This window comes from Winogradskyella sp. MH6 (assembly GCF_022810765.1).
Lineage (GTDB): Bacteria > Bacteroidota > Bacteroidia > Flavobacteriales > Flavobacteriaceae > Winogradskyella.
Genome location: NZ_CP094494.1, coordinates 2,689,791 through 2,711,804 on the forward strand (window position 1 = coordinate 2,689,791; position 22,014 = coordinate 2,711,804).

A 22,014-nucleotide genomic window follows, 5' to 3' on the forward strand; every position below is an offset into this window, starting at 1 on the left:
ACGTGTTATATGGACAATAATTTCAAAATGGTAGCCAAAACCTTATTTGGCTTTGAAGATATATTAGCTAAAGAACTCACCCAACTTGGTGCAATGCAAGTTGAAAAAGGTGTGCGAAATGTAAGTTTTGTAGGTGATAAAGGCTTTATGTACAAAGCCAATATGGGACTTAGAACAGCTATTAAAATATTAAAGCCTATAAAATCCTTTAGAGTTGCCAGAGAGGAAGATCTATATAACAACGTAAAAAGTATTAAGTGGGAAGATTACTTAAAGTCTGATGGCTCTTTGGCAGTAGATGCCACAGTACATCACAGTATTTTTACACATTCCAAATACACAGCTTTAAAAACTAAAGATGCTATTGTAGACCGTTTCAGAGAGCAAGACGGAAACAGACCAAATATCGATTTACGCTTTCCAGATTTAAAGATTAATGTGCATATAGACCGTCAACGCTGTACTATTTCTTTAGATACTTCGGGCGAATCCTTACATAGACGAGGCTATAAAACAGCGACAAATATTGCTCCAATAAACGAAGTTTTGGCTGCAGGACTAATTATGATGAGTGGTTGGGATGGCCAGTCAGATTTTATGGATCCTATGTGTGGTAGTGGAACTATTTTGGCAGAAGCTGCTATGATTGCATGTAATATTCCGCCAAATTTAATGCGTAAGGAATTTGCTTTTGAACGTTGGGAAGATTGGGATGTAGATTTATTTGAAAAGATAGAAGAATCGCTTTTGAAGAAAACAAGAGATTTTCATCATAAAATTATTGGTTATGATAAGTCACCTTCTGCAGTAAAAAAGGCAAAGGAAAACATCAAGAATGCACATTTAGATGAGTTTATTCATATACAGCACGAAGATTTCTTTAAAACCCAAAAAGCTGGTACATCTAAGCTTCATATAGTATTTAATCCTCCGTATGGCGAGCGTTTAGAAAATCTTAATGTAGAAGAGTTTTATGGTAATATTGGAGCCACGTTAAAGCATGGTTATCCTAATACAGATGCATGGTTGGTAACGTCTAATCTTGAAGCTTTAAAATACATAGGTTTACGACCGTCTCGCAAAATAAAAGTATTTAATGCCAAGCTAGAGTCGCGTTTAGTTAAATACGAAATGTACGAAGGTAGCCGAAAAGCTAAAAAGCAAAACGATTAAAGTTCTTTTTGTTCATCAGGATTACGACCTACTTGTGTTTTTGGGTAGGTGTCAAACAAATCTTTTACCAAACCATTTATATAAGGTTTAAGTTTTTTGTCTGGTTTGTTGAGTTTACACAATACAGAAGCATGCCATAAGACTTTGTTGGTTTCAAAATCGGCAACATAAACGATTAGTGTTTCTTCTTCGTAAGTTTCCTCGTGTATGGTACAACTTTCCCAATATTCTAAATCTTTAGAATGCTCACAGTTTTTAAACTCTACGGTTTCTTCACGGATTAAAATTCTGAAACCAGCTTGTAATTGTGGATGCAAAACATTGGTTTTGTGTGCTTTATTTTCCATTTCTACAGCCACAGCATCACCAATGGTTTGTCTTACCATATCGTTGTCTAGTTGTGGATAGTTAAGATGCTCTACTGTAAAATCTTCAATACAGAGTACATAGGTATCGTATTGGTTAAAGTCTACATCTAAGTTGTAATCGTACACCACTTCGCTAGTAGCAGCACAATTAAAAAGTAGAAGTAATAAAAATCCCGAAATTATTGAATAAACTCTCATGACACAGTAATTTAGAATGTTCTTAAAGTTCTAAATTCTAGGTCAGAAATACTATGATAATTGTCAAGTTTAAGAGAGTGCTATGGTTTTCTAATAATCCAGATGTCTTGTGGTACCCAAGATTTAGTGTCAGAAGTGAGAACCATGTGTTCTAAGACTGTTGTGGCTTTAAATAAGTCTTCTACAAATGCTTTTGGGTGAAATGCTGCATAAGTTCTATGACCTTCTTTAATACTGCCTCTAACGACTAATTTACCTTTGTTGTAATCAGAAAGTTCTGCTTCGGTAAGTTTAATTTTAAAGTTGTCTCCATGCATGGATAACAGCATAATACCATTGGGTTTTAAAACACGAAGTAACTCATTAAACCAGTTGTAATGCATCTGTTCTGAGAGGTGTGTGAAAATTGAAATACCATAAATAATATCCATAGAATTATCTTCGTATGGTAATTTTGCTTCCAATTCATTTTTGTTAAACTGAATATTAGGCAGATGCTTAGAACACCAATCAATGGAGTTTTTATTGTAGTCTGTAGCAAAGAACTGGCAGCCATTATTAATTACACTTGGCATGTGTCTGATAATTCTACCTGGTCCGCAGCCCCAATCTAAAATGTTTTTATCTTTTAATTCTATGTGTTTTTTGAAATATCCTGAAAGGTTTTTAGCCACAGTTAGACCACCATTGTAATAATTTTTGTAATTCATCTGGTACGACTCGTACATTAAATAATCTGGTGGAAGCGCAACATTAGGATGCTCTTTTTTAAATTGAGCGTTGGCTTTTTTGTTTTTAATTTTTTGAATGCGAAATCTAATAAGGTCAGCAAAGTAAATAAGATTCAGTTGCCTTAATAGGTTAGATAATTTCGCTTTGTTCATTGGTTTTAAATAAAAATGTGGTGGCAAATATACTATATTGAAAAACTATTGAAGCGCTTCTAATTGCAAATTATAATCGTATTGTAAATCTTCATGAAGCACCCTAATTTTTTTCTTTAAGGCGAGTATTTGCCTTTGGTACAGATTACTTAGTGTTTTGTTTCTGTGAATAGAAGGTTTTAGATTATTGAGCTGCTCACAAAAGTAGAGTAGGAGCTCAACTTCGGTAGATTTTTCATTAGAATATCTGCTGTAAACTCTAATTTGTCTCAAAATCTTTCGGATGGTCTTTTTCATGTAGAAATAACTATCTGTATTTATGCCATCAAACAATTCATCTAACGAGGTTTTTACGCTGGCAACATAACCATCTTCATCATGTGCCTCAAATAACAGATAGGTGAGTAGTGCTTTGTTTTCTTTTTTAAACTTACCTAATCGAAGACATAATTCTAATAAATCTTCTTTTGGTAAATGCTGAAGCTCTTTTTTTATGGTAACAATAGATTCTATCTTCATATGCTAAATTTAGTATAAAAAACAAAGAAGGCAATTTGCCTTCTTTGTTTTTTACTATATAATAAGCCTTTAGTTTTTACAGTATTCATCAACAATCTGCTTTAAATTATCGAGATTGCTTAGATCAAATTCTTCATTTTTAATATCCTCTGCTAAACTTTTGCAGTCTGAAATGTATTTAGCTAGTTTTTGAGAAACTTTTTCATTTTTTCTACCGTCTATCATAAAGCCTTCTTTTTTATCTGAAAACTTTAAAACTAAAGTATCTTCTTCACCAGGCTTACTTAAGACCATGTGTCCGTTATTTTCGTAAATGACTTCATAAAAATACGAGTTGTCAAAACCAAGATTAGATGCATTAGACATTTTTAATAGTGCATTTCCTTTTGTTTTCATACCAACAAAGCATTTTTCTGTACCATCATCATTTGCACAAAATTTCACATTGTTTCTTGCAGCAAATTTTTTGGTACGCTCTCTGTTTTTGTCGTTCATATATGTAATGCTCACAAACTTTCCGAATTTGTCTATTGAGTTCATTTCGGCATAATCGCTTTGCTGCTTAGAAGGGTCTATTTCCAATTTTTCAAAAATGGCATAAATCGTTCCTTTGTATGTTGTACCATCTTCGTCTGTTACAGTACCTTCAACACCATATAAATTTATGCTATTTTCCTTGGCTACTTTAACGCGTTCATTGTGAAGTCTTGCTTTATAAGCTTTGGCTTCGTGTTGCAATTGATACCCTCTTCCTAAGAGTTCTTCAACAAAAATTTGAGCAAATGATCTTGAAAAACGCCCAGTCATCATGGTGCGAGAGCCATAATCGAATTTAAATTCTTCATCTGTATATGTTTTTGCATCTACATCTGTACATGTAGAGCATCCTTTGGCAGTACCAACAGTTATACCATCTAAGTCTTTTACAGTATAGGTATCTTGATAATAGGATACTTTACCAGCAATTTTTGTACCTCTAGAACCTCCAAATAGAATAGTACCATCGTCTTTTACAAAAGGGTTATACAATCCAATTGTTTTTTGGCGCTCTGCTTCATCAGCTTTCGCAGACACAACAGCTTTTGTGTATTTGTCACTTAGTTTTTCGCGCTCTACAGCAAAGAATTCATTTACTTTTGCCATATCTATTCCGTTAGAAGTTATGAGCTCGTATTTGTCGCTTAAAAGTTTAATAATAAGTCTTGTTACGCTAAAAGAAGTCATTAAAACTTCATAAGGGATTTCAGTTTTCTTACCATCTTCAGAAGTCATTTCTAACCATTGAAACCCTTCGAGATTAGACGCTGATAAGCCTTTGAACTCTACATCAAAAGCTTTTTCTCCTTCTAGTGTATAGAATTTATATAAGTTTCTAACATTGTCATTGACTTTAGCAACTTCAGTTTTATCAAAAGTGATGATGCCTTTTTTTACTTTAATTTTTTGCGCAGAACACAATATTGGCAAGGTGATAAGTAGCGATAGGATAATTTTTTTCATAGTTTTTTGTTGATATTGAATGGGTTATAAAAGAAAATCCGAAAGTACAACAATTGTACCTTAAGACGTTTTAAGTACTTAAAATTATTTGCAGATAAGTATTAATAATGCTTTCTTATTGTTCGTCTAACTCTGAATAGCCTGTAAACTCCGATACTCAGAACAAACGCAGATATAACGATAAGAATGATGCCATAAGATTTTAAATCCGAAAAAAATTCGAGTTTTATAATGGTAACTCCAGTACCAAGGATTACTAGGAAAGTTCTAAAATAAGCCAAAAAAGTGCGTTCGTTTGCTAGCTTTGTACGCTCTATAGCAAGCCAATCGCGAGTTATTAGCGGTTTGTTTTCGTCTTTAGTTACGTCTTGCATTTAATCGGTTCCTTTTAATAGATTAATACTTACGGTTGCTAATTCGCTATCTGGAAATTTAGCAAAATGGTTATCGTCTGGTTTTAAACCTGCTTTTTCGGCAATATTTCTAAACACATCAACTTCTACAATATATTGGTCGCTATAACCATGTGTGGCATCGTAAGCAGTAGCAGCAGTTTTGCCAATATTTTTGGCGGTTAACGAAGGGCTAATGGTGTGCAATTCTATAATCAACAAACCAAATTTATCCACGTAAGGTTTCCACTTAGTTAAATGTTCTAGTAAAGAGGCTTCAACATCGTTGTTGTTTAGTCGATTCCCTGCACTTGCATAAGCTCCTGTAGATGCGCTTATAAAATCGTATGTTTTGTTGGGTGCTTCCCAAATACGATTGTGGTCTAAAAAAGTTCTCACGTTTAGTAAATCTCGTAAATCTATGTTGTAATCTTCTTTTAGGTCAGACGCTAAAAGATCTGGTCTGCCAATATCTCCCCAAATAACTTTAGCCCAAATATCTGCTGCAATAAGATTAGCTCTGGTAACTTTTAAGGCTGCTTTATTAAAATCTGCACCAACGAGAAAGAGTGGATGGTCATCTAGCATTTTACCACGAAGTGTTTGTTGTTCAATAATATTAAAGATATGCTCAATAAATGCTCCGTTACCACAACCCATATCTAAAATGCCTTTTGGTTGAAGGTCTATAGGTCTGTTAAATAAGTTGATGATAACTTTATCGATAACCTTGAAGTACGTAGCATGAGCACCACCACTTCCCCAAACATTCATTTCGCGATGTACGTGTTTTTCAGTATCATTTGGCGACTCTGTTTTAAGTACTAATGGATTACCAAAAATGAGTTCGTCTAGTTGCAAAAAGGTTGGTAAATAAGATACGGTTACACCATAAGCGCTGGCACGTTTCGCAAAAAAGAGTCCTTTGTCTGTAAATTGATACGTGTCACGTTTCTTTTTAAACCATCCTAAATGGGCAAAAAAATCGAGAATCTTTTTAAAGCTTTCAGGATCTTTATGATATTCTTCAGCCGTAAAAGAGGCTTCCATAAAATACTTGTGAAACAATCCGTTAACACCTAATAACACAATGATAGGTCCTGCAATAGAACCTTCTATGTGTTTGTAGATTTGATATTCGATAGAACTTTCATCTGAAATATCTAAACCAAAATTGGCTTCAAATTTTTTAAAAATGCGTTCTAAAGCAATAAACGCATCGGTACTTATCATTTTTTCGGTTGCAAATCTATCGGAATAACGTAATAGGTTTACAGCATCTTCATAAAGATGTACCAAATGGAAAGCAGATTCAGACTTTTCATTGACAGCGTAGGTTATTGTATTTTCTTTGTTGTCAATGTCTTGTTTTAACCACCCTTGAGAACATAAGACTCTAAGTGCTACATTAAGGTAACCTTCATTGGCTTCAAATATATCAGAAAGTGTTTTTACAGTAATACTCTTTTTTTCAAGAATATAGTCTAAAACTTGTTTCTTGTGTAACGCAAATGCTGAAGTTGCGGTAGCAATGCCATCTAAATGACGAAAAATAATGCCTCTCAGTTGAGATTTGTCTGACTTTGTAAGCATGAAGGAAGTATTAGTACTTAAATATAAAAAAACCATCATAAAAATGATGGTTTTCGATGTGATAATATTCTTAAATGTCTTATCTCAACTTAGGATAATCTGAAGGACTTACCTCGTGCATTACATCATAAACAGCTTCAAAAATATCTTCTACAGAAGGTTTGGAGAAGTAATCTCCATCTGTGCCGTAAGCTGGTCTGTGAGGTTTAGCAGCTAAAGTTTTTGGTTGGCTGTCTAAATATTGAAATGCATTTTGCTCATTTAATATTTGATCTAGAATATATGCTGAAGCACCACCTTTGACGTCTTCGTCTATAACCATAACACGATTTGTTTTGGCTACGCTTTTTACGATATCATGGTTTAAATCAAAAGGTAATAAGGATTGCACATCAATGATTTCTGCATCAATTCCAACTTCTAATAATTCCTTAGCAGCTTGCTCTACTAATCGTAGTGTAGATCCGTAAGACACCAAAGTAATATCTTCACCTTCTTTAATGGTTTCTACAACTCCAATAGGTGTTTTAAACTCACCTATATTGTTTGGCATTTTTTCTTTTAAGCGGTAGCCATTTAAACATTCTACAATTAATGCTGGTTCATCACTTTCTAAAAGCGTATTGTAAAATCCTGCAGCCTTTGTCATATTACGAGGTACCAAAACATGGATTCCTCTAATGAGGTTAAGAATGCCTCCCATTTGAGAGCCAGAGTGCCATATACCTTCTAGTCTATGACCACGAGTTCTAACAATTAATGGTGCTTTTTGGCGTCCTTTTGTACGGTATTGTACGGTTGCCAAGTCGTCACTCATTATCTGCAATGCATAAAGGATGTAATCTAAATATTGAATCTCAGCGATTGGTCTTAGACCTCTCATAGCCATACCAATACCTTGTCCTAAAATGGTTGCTTCTCTAATTCCAGTATCAGAAATTCTAAGCTCTCCAAATTTTTCTTGTAAGCCTTCTAGACCTTGATTAACATCACCAATGTGTCCTGCGTCTTCACCAAAGACTAAAGCTTCTGGGTATTTATTGAAGACAGCTTCAAAATTATCTCTTAAAATTACACGTCCATCAACTTCTGTAGCATCGTCACTGTATGTTGGTAGAATTTCAGATTGATATTCAGCTTTAAGTTTAGATTCACTATATAAGTGAGAACTATACTTAGGTTGGATTTTTTCGATATAACTATTAATCCAATTTTGAAGTGCTAACTTTTCATTAGAGTCCTCAGAAATAACATAGCGTAAGGTTTTACGAGCCGAAGATAGTATGTCTTTTCTTAGAGGTTCATCTATAGCTTCTAAATCATTTTTTAATTTAGTGATAAAAACACTATTAGGACTTGTGTTGGCTACATTTTCTATTAATGATAAAGCTTCTTGTTTTTCTGCTTTTATCGGGTTTATAAATGAAGCCCAAGCAGATTTTTTGCCATCTCTTACAGCCTTTTTAATGTCTTTTTCTAGAGTAATTAACTCTTCGTCAGTAGCAATGTTGTTGTCAATCATCCATTGACGCATTTGTGCATTACAATCGTACTCGGCTTCCCATGCCAAACGTTCTTCATTTTTATAGCGTTCGTGAGAGCCAGAAGTAGAATGTCCTTGTGGCTGCGTTAATTCTTGGACATGAATCATTACCGGAACGTGCTCTTTTCTAGCAACTTTTGCAGCACGTTGATAGGTGTCTATCAACTCGGCATAGTTCCAACCGTTTACTCTAAAGATCTCGTAACCGTTAGTATCATCTTCACGTTGAAAACCTTTTAAGATTTCAGAGATATTTTCTTTTGTAGTTTGGTGTCTTGCATGTACAGAAATACCATATTCATCATCCCAAATACTAATGACCATAGGTACTTGTAAAACACCTGCAGCATTAATGGTTTCAAAAAATAAACCTTCACTCGTACTAGCATTTCCAATAGTTCCCCAAGCAATTTCATCTCCATTTTTAGAAAAGTTGGTGGTGTCTATGCCTTCAACATTTCTGTAAATTTTTGAAGCTTGAGCCAAACCAAGTAATCTTGGCATCTGGCCAGCAGTAGGAGAGATGTCTGCACTAGAGTTTTTCTGTTCGGTTAAATTCTTCCAATTTCCATTTTCATCTAAGCTGTGCGTAGCAAAGTGTCCTCCCATTTGACGACCAGCAGACATTGGCTCTTCTTTTAAATCTGTATTGGCATATAAACCTGCAAAGAATTGTTCTATGGTTAATTCTCCAATAGCCATCATAAAGGTTTGGTCTCTATAATAACCTGATCTAAAATCGCCATTTTCAAAAGCTTTTGCCCAGGCAATTTGAGGTACTTCTTTACCATCCCCAAAAATCCCAAATTTGGCTTTACCTGTTAAAACCTCTCTACGACCTAGTAGACTACATTCTCTACTTGTAACAGCCAATTTGTAATCATTGATTACTTCTGCTTTAAAATCTTCGAAAGTAATTTCTGTTTTTGTATTGGGATTTGTTTTCATATTGGTCGAATATTAAGATACAAATGTACTAAATAACGATCGTTTGTGCAATAGCTAAAATAAAGGTGATTTTGATTTATTCTCAATAAAAAGGTAATTTTATTGATATATGTTTAAAATAAATCAAAAAAACAACATCTCAGTAAGAATATGTTAATACCATTTGCGTCTAAAAAGACCTAGAAGCACTTGAGGGTCAACGGTAATTATAAAGCGGATTCGTTCTCCGTAGTTAGACTCTGCAATTTCCCAACCGAGATTAGAGTACACAGGGAAATACAATTCAAAATAGTCTTCTACTAAGTTGAGCCTTACTCCAGAGTCGTATACAAAATTGGCACTATCAAATTTATTCTTTACCAAGCCAATATCTCCATAGGCTTGTATGTATCTCCAGATAGATGTGCTAAAGTTAGCTGTAGTCATCCATTGATTTGCAAAAGGTGTCTCTAGCATGGATTTAAAACCACCATCGGCAATAATTAATTGTTGGCTAAACAAACCAGCAGCTTCAGATCTCCCTAAATAATTTAAATCAAATAAATAATCTGTTGGTCGGTCTAAGCCAAAACTAAAAAAATCAGAGTTTGGATCAGTGTCATTGTTAAGAAATATACCAGCAAAAAGTCTAAGATTGATATTTCGATTGCCCTGTGTTAGCTTTCTAAATTCGTAACTCATAGAAAGTTTACTAAAGTTATTAGCTAACTGTAAATCTGAGCTAAAACTAGAGAAGTTAATTCTACCTGGATTATAATGTGTGTATCTTAAGTTGAACACATTGTAATCAGGTTCGTTTATTTCAACAATAGCATTTTCGCCAACATCTCTATTAATACTCACAAATCTAGCAGTAATGTTATCTACTTGGTCTGCTCTAAAATCCTTATCATTTCTAAATCTAAAAGATATACTTGGTCGGATTCTTGTAAAGAAAGCATCTTCTGCAAATGACTGGTAGCCTGCACTTATACCATAGGTAATATCATATAAATTTTTGTTTTCTATGTTATGGGTGTAAAAAACAGCTGTAGAACCTGTTAGTGATTTAGACTTGGTGGCGTATTGTGGTGAAAATTTATAATTAAGACGTTTTTTTAGTATGGTTTTGTTGTAGACTTTTGTTCCCAATGTTAAGCCATCATAAATATTATTAAACTCTACTAAAGGCATAAAAAACACCTGATTGTAGTATGGGTCTTCAATGTCTTTAAATAATCTAAACTGAAGCGGTTTGTTGTTTAGAAACGAACCATTAACAGCTTTATAATTATCGCGCTGGTTAAACTCTGGTATAACGTTATTATAATCTAAGACAAGCTTATCGGTTTGGTCTTTAGGTAAGTTTATAGTCTTTGTTCCTTTAATGTTTTCTATCCATTGTTTACCAATTACAGAGTCGTTACTAATGCTGTACAAAGAAATAGGCATCTTGTTTCTACGCTTATTCTTTACTGTAATTTTTATAGAATCTTCTGTGGTTTCAACACTTTTAATTTTAAAATCTATCTTCTTTCGAGTATTTACATAGTCTGTAAAAAACCAATCGATATTTTTTGAGGTTTTAGAATTAAGAAATGTTTCAAAATCTGAAATTTTAGTTTTTTGGTTAAGTTTGTTCTGTTTTAAGAACGCTGTAATTATTTCAGATAAATCTATGTCGTCTGTAAATTTGTCTAAATAATTAAGACCAACTCCAGCTTTATATTTGCCAGCTATGTTAGCGTTAAATTTAATTAATGAATCTTTAGATGTTGTTAAAGGTTGGTCTCTGTTCTTTCGGGCTATTTCCATAGAGTATAGGAAATATTGAAAGTTGAAATCTACATCAGCAGCATGAAACGCCCTTATTCCCCAAACATTTGCTAATGTTCCTAATAATTTCATCTCAGGATAGTACTCTTCAACATACTTTATCATATAGTAAATTTGAAGACCTTCAGATAACCAATGTTCTTTTCTTGGGTTTAGTAATAAGATATTGTCAATATATTTCTTTAAAGCGCTTTTCAATAACTTTAATTCATATTGAAATTGGTCTGGGAAAGGTCTTAAAAAGTCTGGTAGCTGGTTGAGACCATATAAAGGATTTTTATTGTAATCTATCTCAGAAACTACAAGCCTTTTGTGTGGGTATTCGCCTAAATTTTCAGTAAGAAACCTGGCAATTTTATCTGTTAGAATAGCTTTGTCTGGTCCAGGTAAGCCTTTTTCGTTTATGTTAGAAACCAATATTAAATCGTCTGTTTGAACAGAACGAAATAAAGGAAACTTTTGAAGTGCTAAATAGGTATCTGTTCGGTCCTTACCAAAATATACTGTAGTTTGTCTTTTTGTATCTTTATTTGGGTCTGCTGATAAAAGGTCTAACTCAGAGGTAGGTCTATAGTTTATAGGATGCTCAATAGTGATCTTAACATCAGATTTAGGTATGAACAGGTCATCAAGATTTTTATTGCTATAGTAGTGCCATTGCCCATCGTAAACGGCAGGTGTAATATACCAGTATTTAAGTTCAAAATCTCTGTTCTTTGTATAGCCATAATCTGTAAATGTAGCGTCTGGTAATACTAGAATATAACTAAGGTTTATATTGTAAGATTCTCCAGGCAAAAGCACTTTTCCTAAATTAACTTTTAAAACATCAGGATGCTTGTCTAAATATTCAAAGTTAAGATTGGTTCTGTCTTTGTTATCTGTGATGCTTGTAATTAGTGTAAATCCACGTTGTTCACTGCTTGCAAGGTGAAACTTTGTGCTAAATTCCTCTTCAAATCGTTTGGCTAAAGGTGTAGATTTTGAAGAATAACTATTGTTCCAATCGTGTAAATAGATCTCATTTATACTATTGTTTGCTTCGTTTTTATAAACAATAGTTTGAGATATTGTAATAGTTTTAGTCTCTACATCTACATTAGCATTTACATCAATAAAGTTTTGCCCATACATAGATGAGCATACAAGAATAAGTATATACGATATGAGGAATCTTTTAATCAATGTGAAACGACAAATTTTAAAGGTCTTGTATTAGACTCAGGAAACCCAAGAAAGTATAAACCACTACTAAGGTTATTAATATTGAAAGTTTGTTTTTGGCTAGAATTAGTTTGAAATATTTCAACCAATTGACCAAGTTGATTATAAATATATAGTGGTTGATTTAAATATTCAGATGAATTGATATAAGTCGTTAAATTTGAGTCTATTAATGTTTTTTCTAATGCTATTTTTTGAACTGTTTCAAAGTAGTCATTGTTAGAGAGAGTAACGTCAGCTTCAAGTGAAAGCGTTACTGGTAAATGATCACTAAAATTGTGTAATGCATCTCTAAGTTCAAACGAAAATTCTGAGTTAGTATTTCCACAATCCGTTGAGTTTATAGCACTGTTGTAGCACGAAACTAAACCATTATTACCATAAACCTGAAAAGAATCTGGAACATAAGTAATATTAGCTGAGCTAAGCATATTTTCAGAAGTTAAAATAAAATCAAAACGATCGTCAAAACCACCAGTGGTACCACCAAGTCCTGTTTGGGTTCTTGTAGATTGCGTAAACACATCTACATAGCTGGTATTATTACTCCAGCTGCCAACACGGTTTGGCGGATCTACAAAAGTTATATTATTGTTAGAGCTCAAAAGTTCTTGAAATGCAGGTTCAGAAGCTGTATAAAGGTTAAGGTCACCTCCTAAAAGCACATTAGCATCCGACGGTAAAGTTTCTAAATAGGAAACTAATTCTGTGACCATCTCAAATCTTCGTTGCGAATTTACGGTTCCGCTCGAGGCTTTTAAATGGCATACTACTATGTATGCTTCAACCGGATTGGTATCTTGGTCTACAGTATTTAATCTTACTCTGTAAACATTAAAATCTCTCAAATCAGTTTGGACAATAATCTCTTCTTGAATACTAAACTTTGAACTGTTGTAGTATAACATATTCTGAAGATCGTTTTGGTCTCCAAAGCTATCGTCTGAGGTGTTAGAGACATAAGTAGCCATTTCAAAATTCTGGTTTATAGACGTTCTGGTGATATTTAGAACGTTATTGGCACCAGTGATATTATTGAGCTCACAAACCAAAAAGAGATCAGGTTGATAATCAGCTAAAATGAATGCTAGATCTTGTTCGCGTCCTGGCACAGCATCTTCTAAAGGATAATTCAACAAATTGTAGAACATCACTTTAAATGTTTCTTGGGCTGAAATTGAAAGCACATTCAATAGTCCAAGAATAATTAAGCTGAATATTTTCTTTTTCATAGCATTAAAATAGACAAGCTTCTTAGAAGTTTGGACTCAATCCATATTCTTTATAGAATTTATTTAAGATGTCTATAACTTCATCAGAGCTATCCACAAGATGAATTAAATCTAAGTCTTTAGGGCTAATATTTCCTGCTTCTAACAAGGTGTTTTTAACCCATTCAAACAAGCCACCCCAAAATTCTTTTCCAACTAAAATAATAGGGAAGGTTTCAATTTTATGGGTCTGTATAAGTGTTATAGCTTCAAAAAGTTCGTCTAGCGTACCAAAACCTCCTGGCATTACGACAAAGCCTTGAGAATATTTTACAAACATAACCTTACGAACAAAGAAATAATCAAAATCTAAGCTCTTGTCGTTGTCTATATATGGGTTATCGTGTTGCTCAAAAGGCAGTTCAATATTTAATCCAACCGAAGTTCCTCCTGCAATATGCGCTCCTTTATTACCAGCTTCCATAATACCTGGTCCTCCGCCTGTAATCACTCCATAGCCATGTTCTACTATTTTTTGGGCTACATCTACAGCCAATTGGTAATACTTGTTATCTGGTTTGGTACGTGCAGAACCAAATATTGAGACACAAGGGCCTATTTTACTCAACTTTTCATAACCATTTACAAACTCTCCCATGATTTTAAAAATAGCCCATGAGTCGTTAGTCTTTATTTCATTCCAGCCTTTATGTTTGCTTTCTTTTCTCATATTATATTTTGATGTCTTCTTATTAGTTTATTGGTGTACAATATAGTGTTATTTCAATTCCTTCTTCAAAAATTTAGCTGTATAGCTTTTTTTGTCTTTAACAATTTGCTCCGGAGTGCCTTTAGCAACAACCTTTCCGCCACCTTTTCCGCCTTCGTAGCCAATATCAATGATGTAGTCTACGGTTTTAATAACATCTAGATTATGTTCTATAATTAAAACAGTATTGCCTTTGTCTACCAGTTTGTTAAGAACTTTCATTAATACTCTAATATCTTCAAAGTGTAGTCCTGTGGTTGGTTCGTCTAAGATGTAAAATGTGTTACCAGTATCTCGTTTACTAAGTTCGGTGGCGAGTTTTATGCGTTGTGCTTCACCACCAGAAAGGGTTGTGCTTTGCTGACCTAGGGTAATGTATCCTAAACCTACGTCTTTTATGGTTTTTAGTTTACGGTAAATCTTTGGGATATGCTCAAAGAAATCTACAGCGTCTTCAATCGTCATATCCAGAACATCACTAATAGATTTTCCTTTATATCTAATTTCTAATGTTTCACGATTGAAACGTTTGCCTTGGCAAGTTTCGCACTCAACATAAACATCTGGCAAAAAGTTCATTTCAATAACGCGTAAACCACCACCTTGGCATGTTTCACAGCGTCCACCAGCCACATTAAAACTAAAGCGTCCTGGTTTGTAACCACGAATCATAGCCTCAGGAATCTGTGCAAATAGCTTTCGTATTTCGTCAAAAGTTTTGGTGTACGTTGCAGGATTACTTCTCGGAGTTCTACCAATTGGTGATTGGTTAATGTCTATAACCTTATCTATATGCTCTAAACCTTTAATGCTTTTGTATGGCATAGGTTTTTTAACTCCATTGAAAAAATGAGCATTTAGGATAGGGTATAGAGTTTCGTTGATTAAAGTAGATTTACCACTTCCTGAAACACCAGTAACACCAATCATTTTACCAAGTGGAAACTCAACGTCTACATTCTTTAGGTTATTGCCAGTACAACCTTTTAGGACTATTTTGTTTCCATTGCCTTCTCGTCGTTCTTTAGGAATTTCGATTTCTTTTTTACCACTGAGGTAGTCGGCAGTCAACGTGGTGTGAGTTAATAATTCCTTTGGTGTGCCTTCACTAATAATCTCGCCACCATGTTTGCCAGCAAAAGGGCCAATATCAATCACATGGTCTGCACGTTCAATCATATCTTTATCGTGCTCTACAACAATAACAGAATTGCCCACGTCCCTAAGTGATTCTAACGAATTAATGAGTTTTTCATTATCACGCTGATGTAGTCCAATACTAGGCTCGTCTAAGATGTATAACACACCAACCAATTGCGAACCTATCTGCGTAGCCAAACGAATACGCTGTGCTTCACCGCCAGAAAGCGACTTAGAACTACGATTTAAAGTGAGATATGTTAAACCTACGTCCAATAAAAATTGTGTGCGTGCTTTGATTTCTTTTATAATTTCTTCGGAAATCTTTCGTTGTGTTTCTGAGAGTCTATTCTCTAGACCTTTTAACCATTCAGCTAATTCCACAACATCCATCTTTACAAGGTCAGCGATACTTTTGCCATCAACCTTGAAGTAAAGGGATTCTTTACGTAGACGTGAGCCTTCGCAGACATCACATTCTACCTTATCCATATATTCTTTAGCCCAACGTACCAAAGATGTAGAGTCTGATTTGTATTGGTTTTCAATAAAATTTGCAACACCTTCAAAGTCGATATTATAGTCTCTTGTAACACCCAGTAGTTTGCTCTCTACGGCAAACTTGTCCTTGCCACCATATAAAATCATTTGCTTGGCTTCTTCAGGGATGTCTTTCCATGGGTCGCTTAGTGTAAAGTCGAAGCGTTGCGCTATGGTATGGAACTGTTTAAATATCCAGCTTTTCTTCTCTGGGCCATGAGGTGCTAATGCACCATTCTTAATAGACAAGGTATCGTCTGGGACTAATTTCCTTTCGTTAACGACGTAGAGTTCACCAATACCATTACAGTTTGGGCATGCTCCCTTGGGTGAGTTAAAGGAAAAGTTATTAGGCTCTGGGTTAGGGTAGGAAATACCAGATGAAGGACACATTAAGTTTCGGCTAAAATAGCGTGGCTCGTTGGTGTCCTGGTCTATGACCATCAGCACATCGTCTCCATGGTACATGGCTGTATTGATAGACTCCATAAGGCGCTTTTCATTATCCTGTGACTCATCAATCTTTAGGCGGTCTATGACGATTTCTATATCGTGGGTTTTGTAACGGTCTAGTTTCATGCCTTTTTCAAGGTCTACAATCTCGCCATCGGTGCGTACTTTTACAAAGCCTTGCTTGGCAATTTGCTCAAATAATTCGCGGTAATGTCCTTTACGAGATCTAATAACAGGCGATAAGATATTGATACGCTTGCCATTGTAGGACTCTAAAATTAAGTCCTTTATTTGCTCATCGCTGTAGCTGACCATCTTTTCACCCGTTTCATAGCTGTAAGCATCTGCAGCTCTTGCAAAGAGCAAACGCAAGAAATCATAGATCTCTGTTATGGTACCTACTGTAGAACGTGGTGATTTGCTAGTGGTTTTCTGCTCTATGGCTATAACGGGAGATAGTCCATCGATCTTATCTACGTCTGGTCGTTCTAGGCTTCCTAGGAACTGACGCGCATAAGCAGAGAAAGTTTCTATGTAACGACGTTGCCCTTCGGCATAAATGGTATCGAAGGCTAAGGAGGATTTGCCACTACCCGAAAGCCCAGTAATCACCACCAATTTTTCTCTTGGTATGGTGATATCGATGTTTTTTAGGTTGTGAACCCTTGCACCTTTTACTTCAATAGATTCGTTGAAATGACTCATAGATGGTTTATCGCTTCTTCTTTTAATACAGCAAAGTTGCAAAGGTACAATTTTAGATGTTAAATTGAAGTGAAGGTTCTGCTCCTAATTTTTGTAGAATTTGCATAGTAATGCACTAATTAAGTCCTTGTTATGTATTGAAACACATGTAAGAAAAAACGCTGCGTTACCCGAATTAAACCCGGCTTAGACCCGAAGTACACCCGAAGGAGACCCGAAGGAAAGCCGGAGGAGACCCGAAGGAGATACGGGTGAGACCCGAATTACAACTTGATTGTTCAGCAAGTTGCAAGGTGGTTTAGTTATACTTTCTTTTTTGGAACCACAGATCTGATAGTGTTAAGTTGATATTGAACATGTTGGAACGCTCTTGTACCAGGATGTCTTTTGTAGTGCCTTTGTTGCTATAGGTATATGAGAAGTTAAGGGTAGAACTTTTTCCTAAAGGAAGCCCAAGTCCTAAGGACGTGTTGAAGCTATCTATTTTTGTGTCATCGATTTTTAAATACCCAGAGTTGTAATTGAGCCCAACTCTATAATCTACGCGCTCAAAATATTTACGGCTTTGAGGGTTTATTTTATAGGAAAACCCTATGCTATAAATATCCTGATCTACGTATTTGCCTATGGCATCTGTTTGATTGGTGCTAGACCAAAATCTTTTATTGTAGTCCGTTGTAAATAGTAGATTATTGAATTTAGCGCTATATCCAAAACCAAGTTGTAATGGCAAATCAAAACTATTTATTCTTTCGTCTGTAGTATCTTCTAATGTGCTAGATGATCCTAAATTATATTTTATAACCAAGCTGTTTTTTGTTGCACCTAAGCTTGTAGGGAAATCTAAAGTGACGCCAAATTTATGAGTGTCTAGCAGATTGTATTGAGCACCCAATCCAAATCTAACACCACTGTAAAAACTCTCTTCATATATTTCTAGATAGTTGGTAGAAGCAACTATAGATTCGGTTTCTTCAACCTTACCAAATAAGTAAGACAACTTTGCACCAAGATTTATCTTGTCTGTAAGTTTATAGCCATAATCCAAGCGCATTTCATTAATACCACCAGAACCAGTTACGTTAGTGTAGAAAATATCATTGCTTCCTTCTACATTGTTTTCTAATCCAATAAGTTCGTAACCTATATTGGTTGCTGGGTTTAGTGTTAATCCTATTCCATATTTCGCTCTATTATAACCAATAGATATATTAGAAAAATTGTATGTGTTTCTGGATTCGTTTATATCCGAATTAGAAATATTAACCATCTCTGCAGTAACACCAAACTCTAAGACAAAATTATCTTCTACCATAGAAGCAAATGCCGCAGGATTATATAAGTTAAATCCGTTAGAAGCATCTAGCGCAATACCAGAATTACCCATGGCACTGTTGCGTCCAGTGCTTATGGAACTTTCTACACCCAAACCAAATAACGAATAAGGACTTGATGTAAGATTATTAGTTTGGCTGTTTAGAGCAATACTAAAAACAAGACCGATTACATGGATGCTGCTTTTAATTTTTTTCATAAATGGCATAAGTAATAACGAGTTTTGTTTTAAAGTTTGAAGCTTCTCGATCATTGAGCAAGAGCTTGTTTATAGTACTATTATAATCTGCAGGAAGCATTATGAGTGCATTATCAACCTCTGGTTCTTCATTAAGTTTACTGTCTATATAATTCAGTACAGACATTGAATACACTTGGTTGTTGTACTCAGCATCATCGGTAGTTAAATAAGCATATACATAATCTGAGCTGCCACTTACTTGTGACGATAAATTATTGTTTTGATCAACGGTGTATAAAGACAATTCTTCAGAAACTGGTTGTATTTCTGAATACGCTTCAACTACTGGTTCTACATATAATGTGGCTTCTAGTATTGTGCCTTCATCGTTGATGTCGTAAATGTTTTTTATTGTAGGAAATTGTATTCGGGTTACGTAGCCAACACCTGCTTGACTATAGCTTATATTATTGCTATTGGCACTTGCTAGATTATACTCTTGCGATGTGATTTCTTCTATCGGCAAACCCGTAACATCACTTTCTATTTTATTATAGTAAGCTGTACTTTCTGAGTCTATGCTAAAATCATAAGTATATTCAGAATTCTCCAGTTCATTTGGTATGGAATAGAAAAAACGAAGAAAAACATCCGAAGTATTAAATCCTACAATAGCACTATTGTCTGAACTGCTAGGTTGTATGTATAATCCTTTTAGTTTTTGATAAAGAGACTCTTTGTCTGTAATGAGATTGTCTTTAATGTCATTAAATATTTCCAGTCCAAAATTGTAATCTAAGGTTACATATAGAGAGTCTGCATTGGGTTCTGCTTCATAAGTTCGACTGCCTAAACTACTAGATTCGTAATTAAAATGACTTATGTTGTACAAATACCCATCATCTGATGTTAGCTTTTCTTCAAGCTTATGTACATTAATTGTTGAGGTTTGCGTAGTATCATTATAAAAGTATTGGTCGTATCCTAAAAACAGACCAACACTGTCTAAGACAGCATCATCACTAACATAATAGCTGCTGGGATGTACTCTTAAATATGCCGAAGCCTTTATGGTACCAATGTGTTCATCATTGTATTGCCCTAACAACAAACGTCCTTGACTAGAAGTTACTAATGAGTCAAACTTCATTGTAGAAAGCTCTACAGCAAACGTGTCTATAGATAGTACTCTAATGTTTGTACTGGTAAAATCTTCACCAACAGACAAGGATGTAATGTCCTCAGAGTTGCAATTAAAGACTAATAAAAAGCAACAAAACGAGAGTATAAATGAAAGATGTTTTTTTGGCATGCTCATAAGAATTTTAGCAAATCAACATAACAATAGGAGCTTATAAAAGCGAAATAGACAAGCCTGGATAAAGCATCTACAAACTTCAAAATTTTACCGATTAGTTTTCATGAAAGTATTTATAGGTTAAAACAAGGTGTTGGTCTATAAAAAAAACGGATCAGTCTATTTCGTATTAATCCAATTAGGATTAGGCAGTATGTTCGCCAAAGATGAAGAAAATCATATTTCATATTATAGTTGTTAATGCTATGGTCAATGCAGTTGCAGCGCAAGATTTGGAAACAGAAAAGGAAACAAAAACTTCTTTTAACCTTTTCTATGATCTGTATCCTACATTAAATTCTGTAGACCTAGATACTAAAGGACTAGCATTTAGTACAACATTTGCAGTGCCTAATGGAGAGCTAGGTGTGGGAGCTGCCTATACATATGGTATGTTGAATAGTGACACATATGCATGGTCTCAAGAATTAATGGCTTTTGGAGATTTTCATCAAATAAATTTAATGATGAATTACAACTACAATATTAATGCTCAGTGGTCTCTGGGTGTAGAGTTTTCGCCATTGATAGCATCTACCTTAGCAACGTCTTTGCGAAGTAATGCAATTGTTTTAGAATCTAAAATTGAAGTAAAACGATTGCTTGGTCAACAAACCAAACCCACTTACGTTACTGTAGGTTTAGCATACGGAACAGAATTAGGAGCACCAAGGATATATCCTACACTAAGTTACTTTAACACAGTAAACGAAAAGTTGAGTTACAAGCTGGGTTTTCCAGAAACAGCATTGTATTACAGGTTAAACAATCAAAGCAAATTTGATTTTACATTAGCGCCACAATCTATATACACGCTGCATAATCAGCCGTTGTACGATAACAATCTAGCGGCAGAAGTAACAGATTCATATTTGGAATTTACAGCACTACAATCAAGCTTAAGATATCATTTCGATTTTAATAACAATTGGTCTTCATTTTTTAAAGTAGGCTATACAACTTCAACAACAATGAAGATTAAAGCTTTAGATACAGACAATACAATGTACAATTTCAAAGCTGATAATGGCTTTATGGTAGGTTTCGGATTAAATTTTAATATAAATAACAAACAAAATGATGCAAACAAAAAATAACCAACAATGGATGTTATTCATGCTTTTAACAGCAGCATTTATAACCTTTAGTAGTTGTAATAATGACGATGACAGTTCAGATTTAGACGGTAACTGGGTAAAGGTATCAACCTTTAACGAAGAGGCACGTAGTAGCTCTGCCGCTTTTACTATTGGTAATGTAGGCTATATGGGCACAGGTTACGATGGAGATGATTATTATAACGATTTCTGGAGCTATAATATGGATACCAATTCATGGCAGCAATTGGCAGATTATCCTGGTATAGAGCGCAGTTCTGCAACAGCATTTACTATTGGAGAAGAAGGTTATATAGGTACAGGATACAATGGCGATAGTAATGAAGAATTAGAGGATTTTTATAAATACAACCCAATAAGCAATACTTGGGAAGCTATAGCAGATTTTGGCGGATCAGCACGCTATGGTGCTGTTGGTTTTGGTTCTGATACTTATGGTTATGTCGGTACGGGTTATGATGGTAGCGACAAAAAAGATTTTTGGAAATACAATCCAGACACAGATACATGGGAAGAAATCTTTGGCTTTGGCGGAGATAAGCGCAGAGAAGGTACCACATTTACTATTGGCAATGAGGTCTATCTGGTTACAGGAGTGAGTAATGGTATATATGAAGAGGATTTTTGGAAGTTTAATTTAGATACCGAAACATGGACAGCCTTAGTAGATGTAGATGACGACGATGATGATTATGTACAACGCTCAAATGCTGTAGCATTTACTATGGATGGTAGGGGTTATGTAGCTTGTGGCGATTATTCTGGCAGCCAATCTAGTGTTTATGAGTATAATCCAGCCACAGAAGAATGGGAAGAGAAGACCGAATTTGAACTTTATGCCAGACGAGATGCTATTGCCTTTGGTAATGGTTCTAGAGCATTTGTTGGTCTCGGTAGAAATGGTACACTTTATCTTGATGATTTTATGGAGTTTTATCCTAACGAAGAACAAGATGACGACGATAATTGATAGTTAGTTTTAAATTTTGATTTGATTGATGGTTATTAACCTAAATGAGGCTGGTTAATAGCGGTTGGTAGTGTTCGA

The 22,014-nt window shown here is 34.8% G+C and carries 16 protein-coding genes; 3 read left to right on the forward strand and 13 right to left on the reverse strand.

Translation table 11 applies throughout. The annotated features are described in order from the left end of the window. Nucleotides 1-9 precede the first annotated feature (9 nt). Nucleotides 10-1,173, forward strand: coding sequence for a THUMP domain-containing class I SAM-dependent RNA methyltransferase (locus tag MST30_RS12135; RefSeq protein WP_243471678.1), 1,164 nt, complete (start codon nt 10-12; stop codon nt 1,171-1,173). Here MST30_RS12135 and MST30_RS12140 read toward each other — a convergent pair. From MST30_RS12140 to MST30_RS12200, 13 genes are all read right to left on the reverse strand, one after another. Beyond that, entirely contained in the window at nt 1,170-1,739 is a 570-nt protein-coding gene (locus MST30_RS12140; RefSeq protein ID WP_243471679.1) for a DUF4136 domain-containing protein, read from the reverse strand. The genes MST30_RS12135 and MST30_RS12140 overlap by 4 nt on opposite strands. Nucleotides 1,740-1,819: 80 nt before the next feature. Then, a complete protein-coding gene (locus tag MST30_RS12145; RefSeq protein ID WP_243471680.1) occupies nt 1,820-2,623 on the reverse strand; it encodes a class I SAM-dependent methyltransferase in 804 nt (267 codons plus the stop codon). Between the two features lie 45 nt (nt 2,624-2,668). After that, nucleotides 2,669-3,142, reverse strand: coding sequence for a hypothetical protein (locus tag MST30_RS12150; protein ID WP_243471681.1), 474 nt, complete (start codon nt 3,140-3,142; stop codon nt 2,669-2,671). Between the two features lie 69 nt (nt 3,143-3,211). Then, the gene (locus tag MST30_RS12155; RefSeq protein WP_243471682.1) at nt 3,212-4,642 is read right to left on the reverse strand and encodes a hypothetical protein; all 1,431 of its coding nucleotides are present in this window, start codon (nt 4,640-4,642) and stop codon (nt 3,212-3,214) included. Nucleotides 4,643-4,743: 101 nt separating this feature from the next. Beyond that, nucleotides 4,744-5,016: a DUF202 domain-containing protein gene (locus tag MST30_RS12160; RefSeq protein ID WP_243471683.1), complete on the reverse strand. Its 273-nt coding sequence runs from the start codon at nt 5,014-5,016 to the stop codon at nt 4,744-4,746. Continuing rightward, nucleotides 5,017-6,627, reverse strand: a complete 1,611-nt coding sequence (locus tag MST30_RS12165) for a class I SAM-dependent methyltransferase (RefSeq protein WP_243471684.1) — start codon at nt 6,625-6,627, stop codon at nt 5,017-5,019. Between the two features lie 79 nt (nt 6,628-6,706). Next, nucleotides 6,707-9,118, reverse strand: a complete 2,412-nt coding sequence (locus MST30_RS12170) for an alpha-ketoacid dehydrogenase subunit alpha/beta (protein ID WP_243471685.1) — start codon at nt 9,116-9,118, stop codon at nt 6,707-6,709. Between the two features lie 153 nt (nt 9,119-9,271). Then, entirely contained in the window at nt 9,272-12,118 is a 2,847-nt protein-coding gene (locus MST30_RS12175; protein ID WP_243471686.1) for a gluzincin family metallopeptidase, read from the reverse strand. Continuing rightward, nucleotides 12,115-13,389, reverse strand: coding sequence for a T9SS type A sorting domain-containing protein (locus MST30_RS12180; RefSeq protein WP_243471687.1), 1,275 nt, complete (start codon nt 13,387-13,389; stop codon nt 12,115-12,117). The genes MST30_RS12175 and MST30_RS12180 overlap by 4 nt, the downstream gene beginning before the upstream one ends. Nucleotides 13,390-13,411: 22 nt before the next feature. After that, nucleotides 13,412-14,098, reverse strand: coding sequence for an LOG family protein (locus MST30_RS12185; RefSeq protein ID WP_243471688.1), 687 nt, complete (start codon nt 14,096-14,098; stop codon nt 13,412-13,414). A 48-nt stretch (nt 14,099-14,146) separates the two neighbouring features. After that, on the reverse strand, nt 14,147-16,975 hold the full coding sequence (gene uvrA / locus MST30_RS12190; protein ID WP_243471689.1) for an excinuclease ABC subunit UvrA: 2,829 nt from the start codon (nt 16,973-16,975) through the stop codon (nt 14,147-14,149). Between the two features lie 298 nt (nt 16,976-17,273). Continuing rightward, nucleotides 17,274-18,509 (reverse strand): beta-barrel assembly machine protein BamG, encoded by a 1,236-nt coding sequence (locus tag MST30_RS12195; RefSeq protein WP_243471690.1) that lies wholly within the window; start codon nt 18,507-18,509, stop codon nt 17,274-17,276. Then, nucleotides 18,496-19,803 (reverse strand): DUF4270 family protein, encoded by a 1,308-nt coding sequence (locus tag MST30_RS12200; RefSeq protein WP_243471691.1) that lies wholly within the window; start codon nt 19,801-19,803, stop codon nt 18,496-18,498. The genes MST30_RS12195 and MST30_RS12200 overlap by 14 nt, the downstream gene beginning before the upstream one ends. 212 nt (nt 19,804-20,015) lie before the next feature. Here MST30_RS12200 and MST30_RS12205 point away from each other — a divergent pair, with 212 nt between their 5' ends. After that, a complete protein-coding gene (locus MST30_RS12205) occupies nt 20,016-20,945 on the forward strand; it encodes a putative outer membrane beta-barrel protein (protein WP_243471692.1) in 930 nt (309 codons plus the stop codon). Beyond that, nucleotides 20,926-21,936, forward strand: coding sequence for a Kelch repeat-containing protein (locus MST30_RS12210; protein WP_243471693.1), 1,011 nt, complete (start codon nt 20,926-20,928; stop codon nt 21,934-21,936). Before MST30_RS12205 ends, MST30_RS12210 begins: the two co-directional genes overlap by 20 nt. The last annotated feature ends 78 nt before the right edge of the window (nt 21,937-22,014 follow it).

Excerpts from the sequence above, each read along its gene's own strand:
- MST30_RS12135 (WP_243471678.1), top strand. The coding sequence starts at position 10 with ATGGACAATAATTTCAAAATGGTAGCCAAAACCTTATTTGGCTTTGAA.
- MST30_RS12140 (WP_243471679.1), bottom strand. The coding sequence starts at position 1,739 with ATGAGAGTTTATTCAATAATTTCGGGATTTTTATTACTTCTACTTTTT.
- MST30_RS12145 (WP_243471680.1), bottom strand. The coding sequence starts at position 2,623 with ATGAACAAAGCGAAATTATCTAACCTATTAAGGCAACTGAATCTTATT.
- MST30_RS12150 (WP_243471681.1), bottom strand. The coding sequence starts at position 3,142 with ATGAAGATAGAATCTATTGTTACCATAAAAAAAGAGCTTCAGCATTTA.
- MST30_RS12155 (WP_243471682.1), bottom strand. The coding sequence starts at position 4,642 with ATGAAAAAAATTATCCTATCGCTACTTATCACCTTGCCAATATTGTGT.
- MST30_RS12160 (WP_243471683.1), bottom strand. The coding sequence starts at position 5,016 with ATGCAAGACGTAACTAAAGACGAAAACAAACCGCTAATAACTCGCGAT.
- MST30_RS12165 (WP_243471684.1), bottom strand. The coding sequence starts at position 6,627 with ATGCTTACAAAGTCAGACAAATCTCAACTGAGAGGCATTATTTTTCGT.
- MST30_RS12170 (WP_243471685.1), bottom strand. The coding sequence starts at position 9,118 with ATGAAAACAAATCCCAATACAAAAACAGAAATTACTTTCGAAGATTTT.
- MST30_RS12180 (WP_243471687.1), bottom strand. The coding sequence starts at position 13,389 with ATGAAAAAGAAAATATTCAGCTTAATTATTCTTGGACTATTGAATGTG.
- MST30_RS12185 (WP_243471688.1), bottom strand. The coding sequence starts at position 14,098 with ATGAGAAAAGAAAGCAAACATAAAGGCTGGAATGAAATAAAGACTAAC.
- uvrA (WP_243471689.1), bottom strand. The coding sequence starts at position 16,975 with ATGAGTCATTTCAACGAATCTATTGAAGTAAAAGGTGCAAGGGTTCAC.
- MST30_RS12195 (WP_243471690.1), bottom strand. The coding sequence starts at position 18,509 with ATGAAAAAAATTAAAAGCAGCATCCATGTAATCGGTCTTGTTTTTAGT.
- MST30_RS12200 (WP_243471691.1), bottom strand. The coding sequence starts at position 19,803 with ATGCCAAAAAAACATCTTTCATTTATACTCTCGTTTTGTTGCTTTTTA.
- MST30_RS12205 (WP_243471692.1), top strand. The coding sequence starts at position 20,016 with ATGAAGAAAATCATATTTCATATTATAGTTGTTAATGCTATGGTCAAT.
- MST30_RS12210 (WP_243471693.1), top strand. The coding sequence starts at position 20,926 with ATGATGCAAACAAAAAATAACCAACAATGGATGTTATTCATGCTTTTA.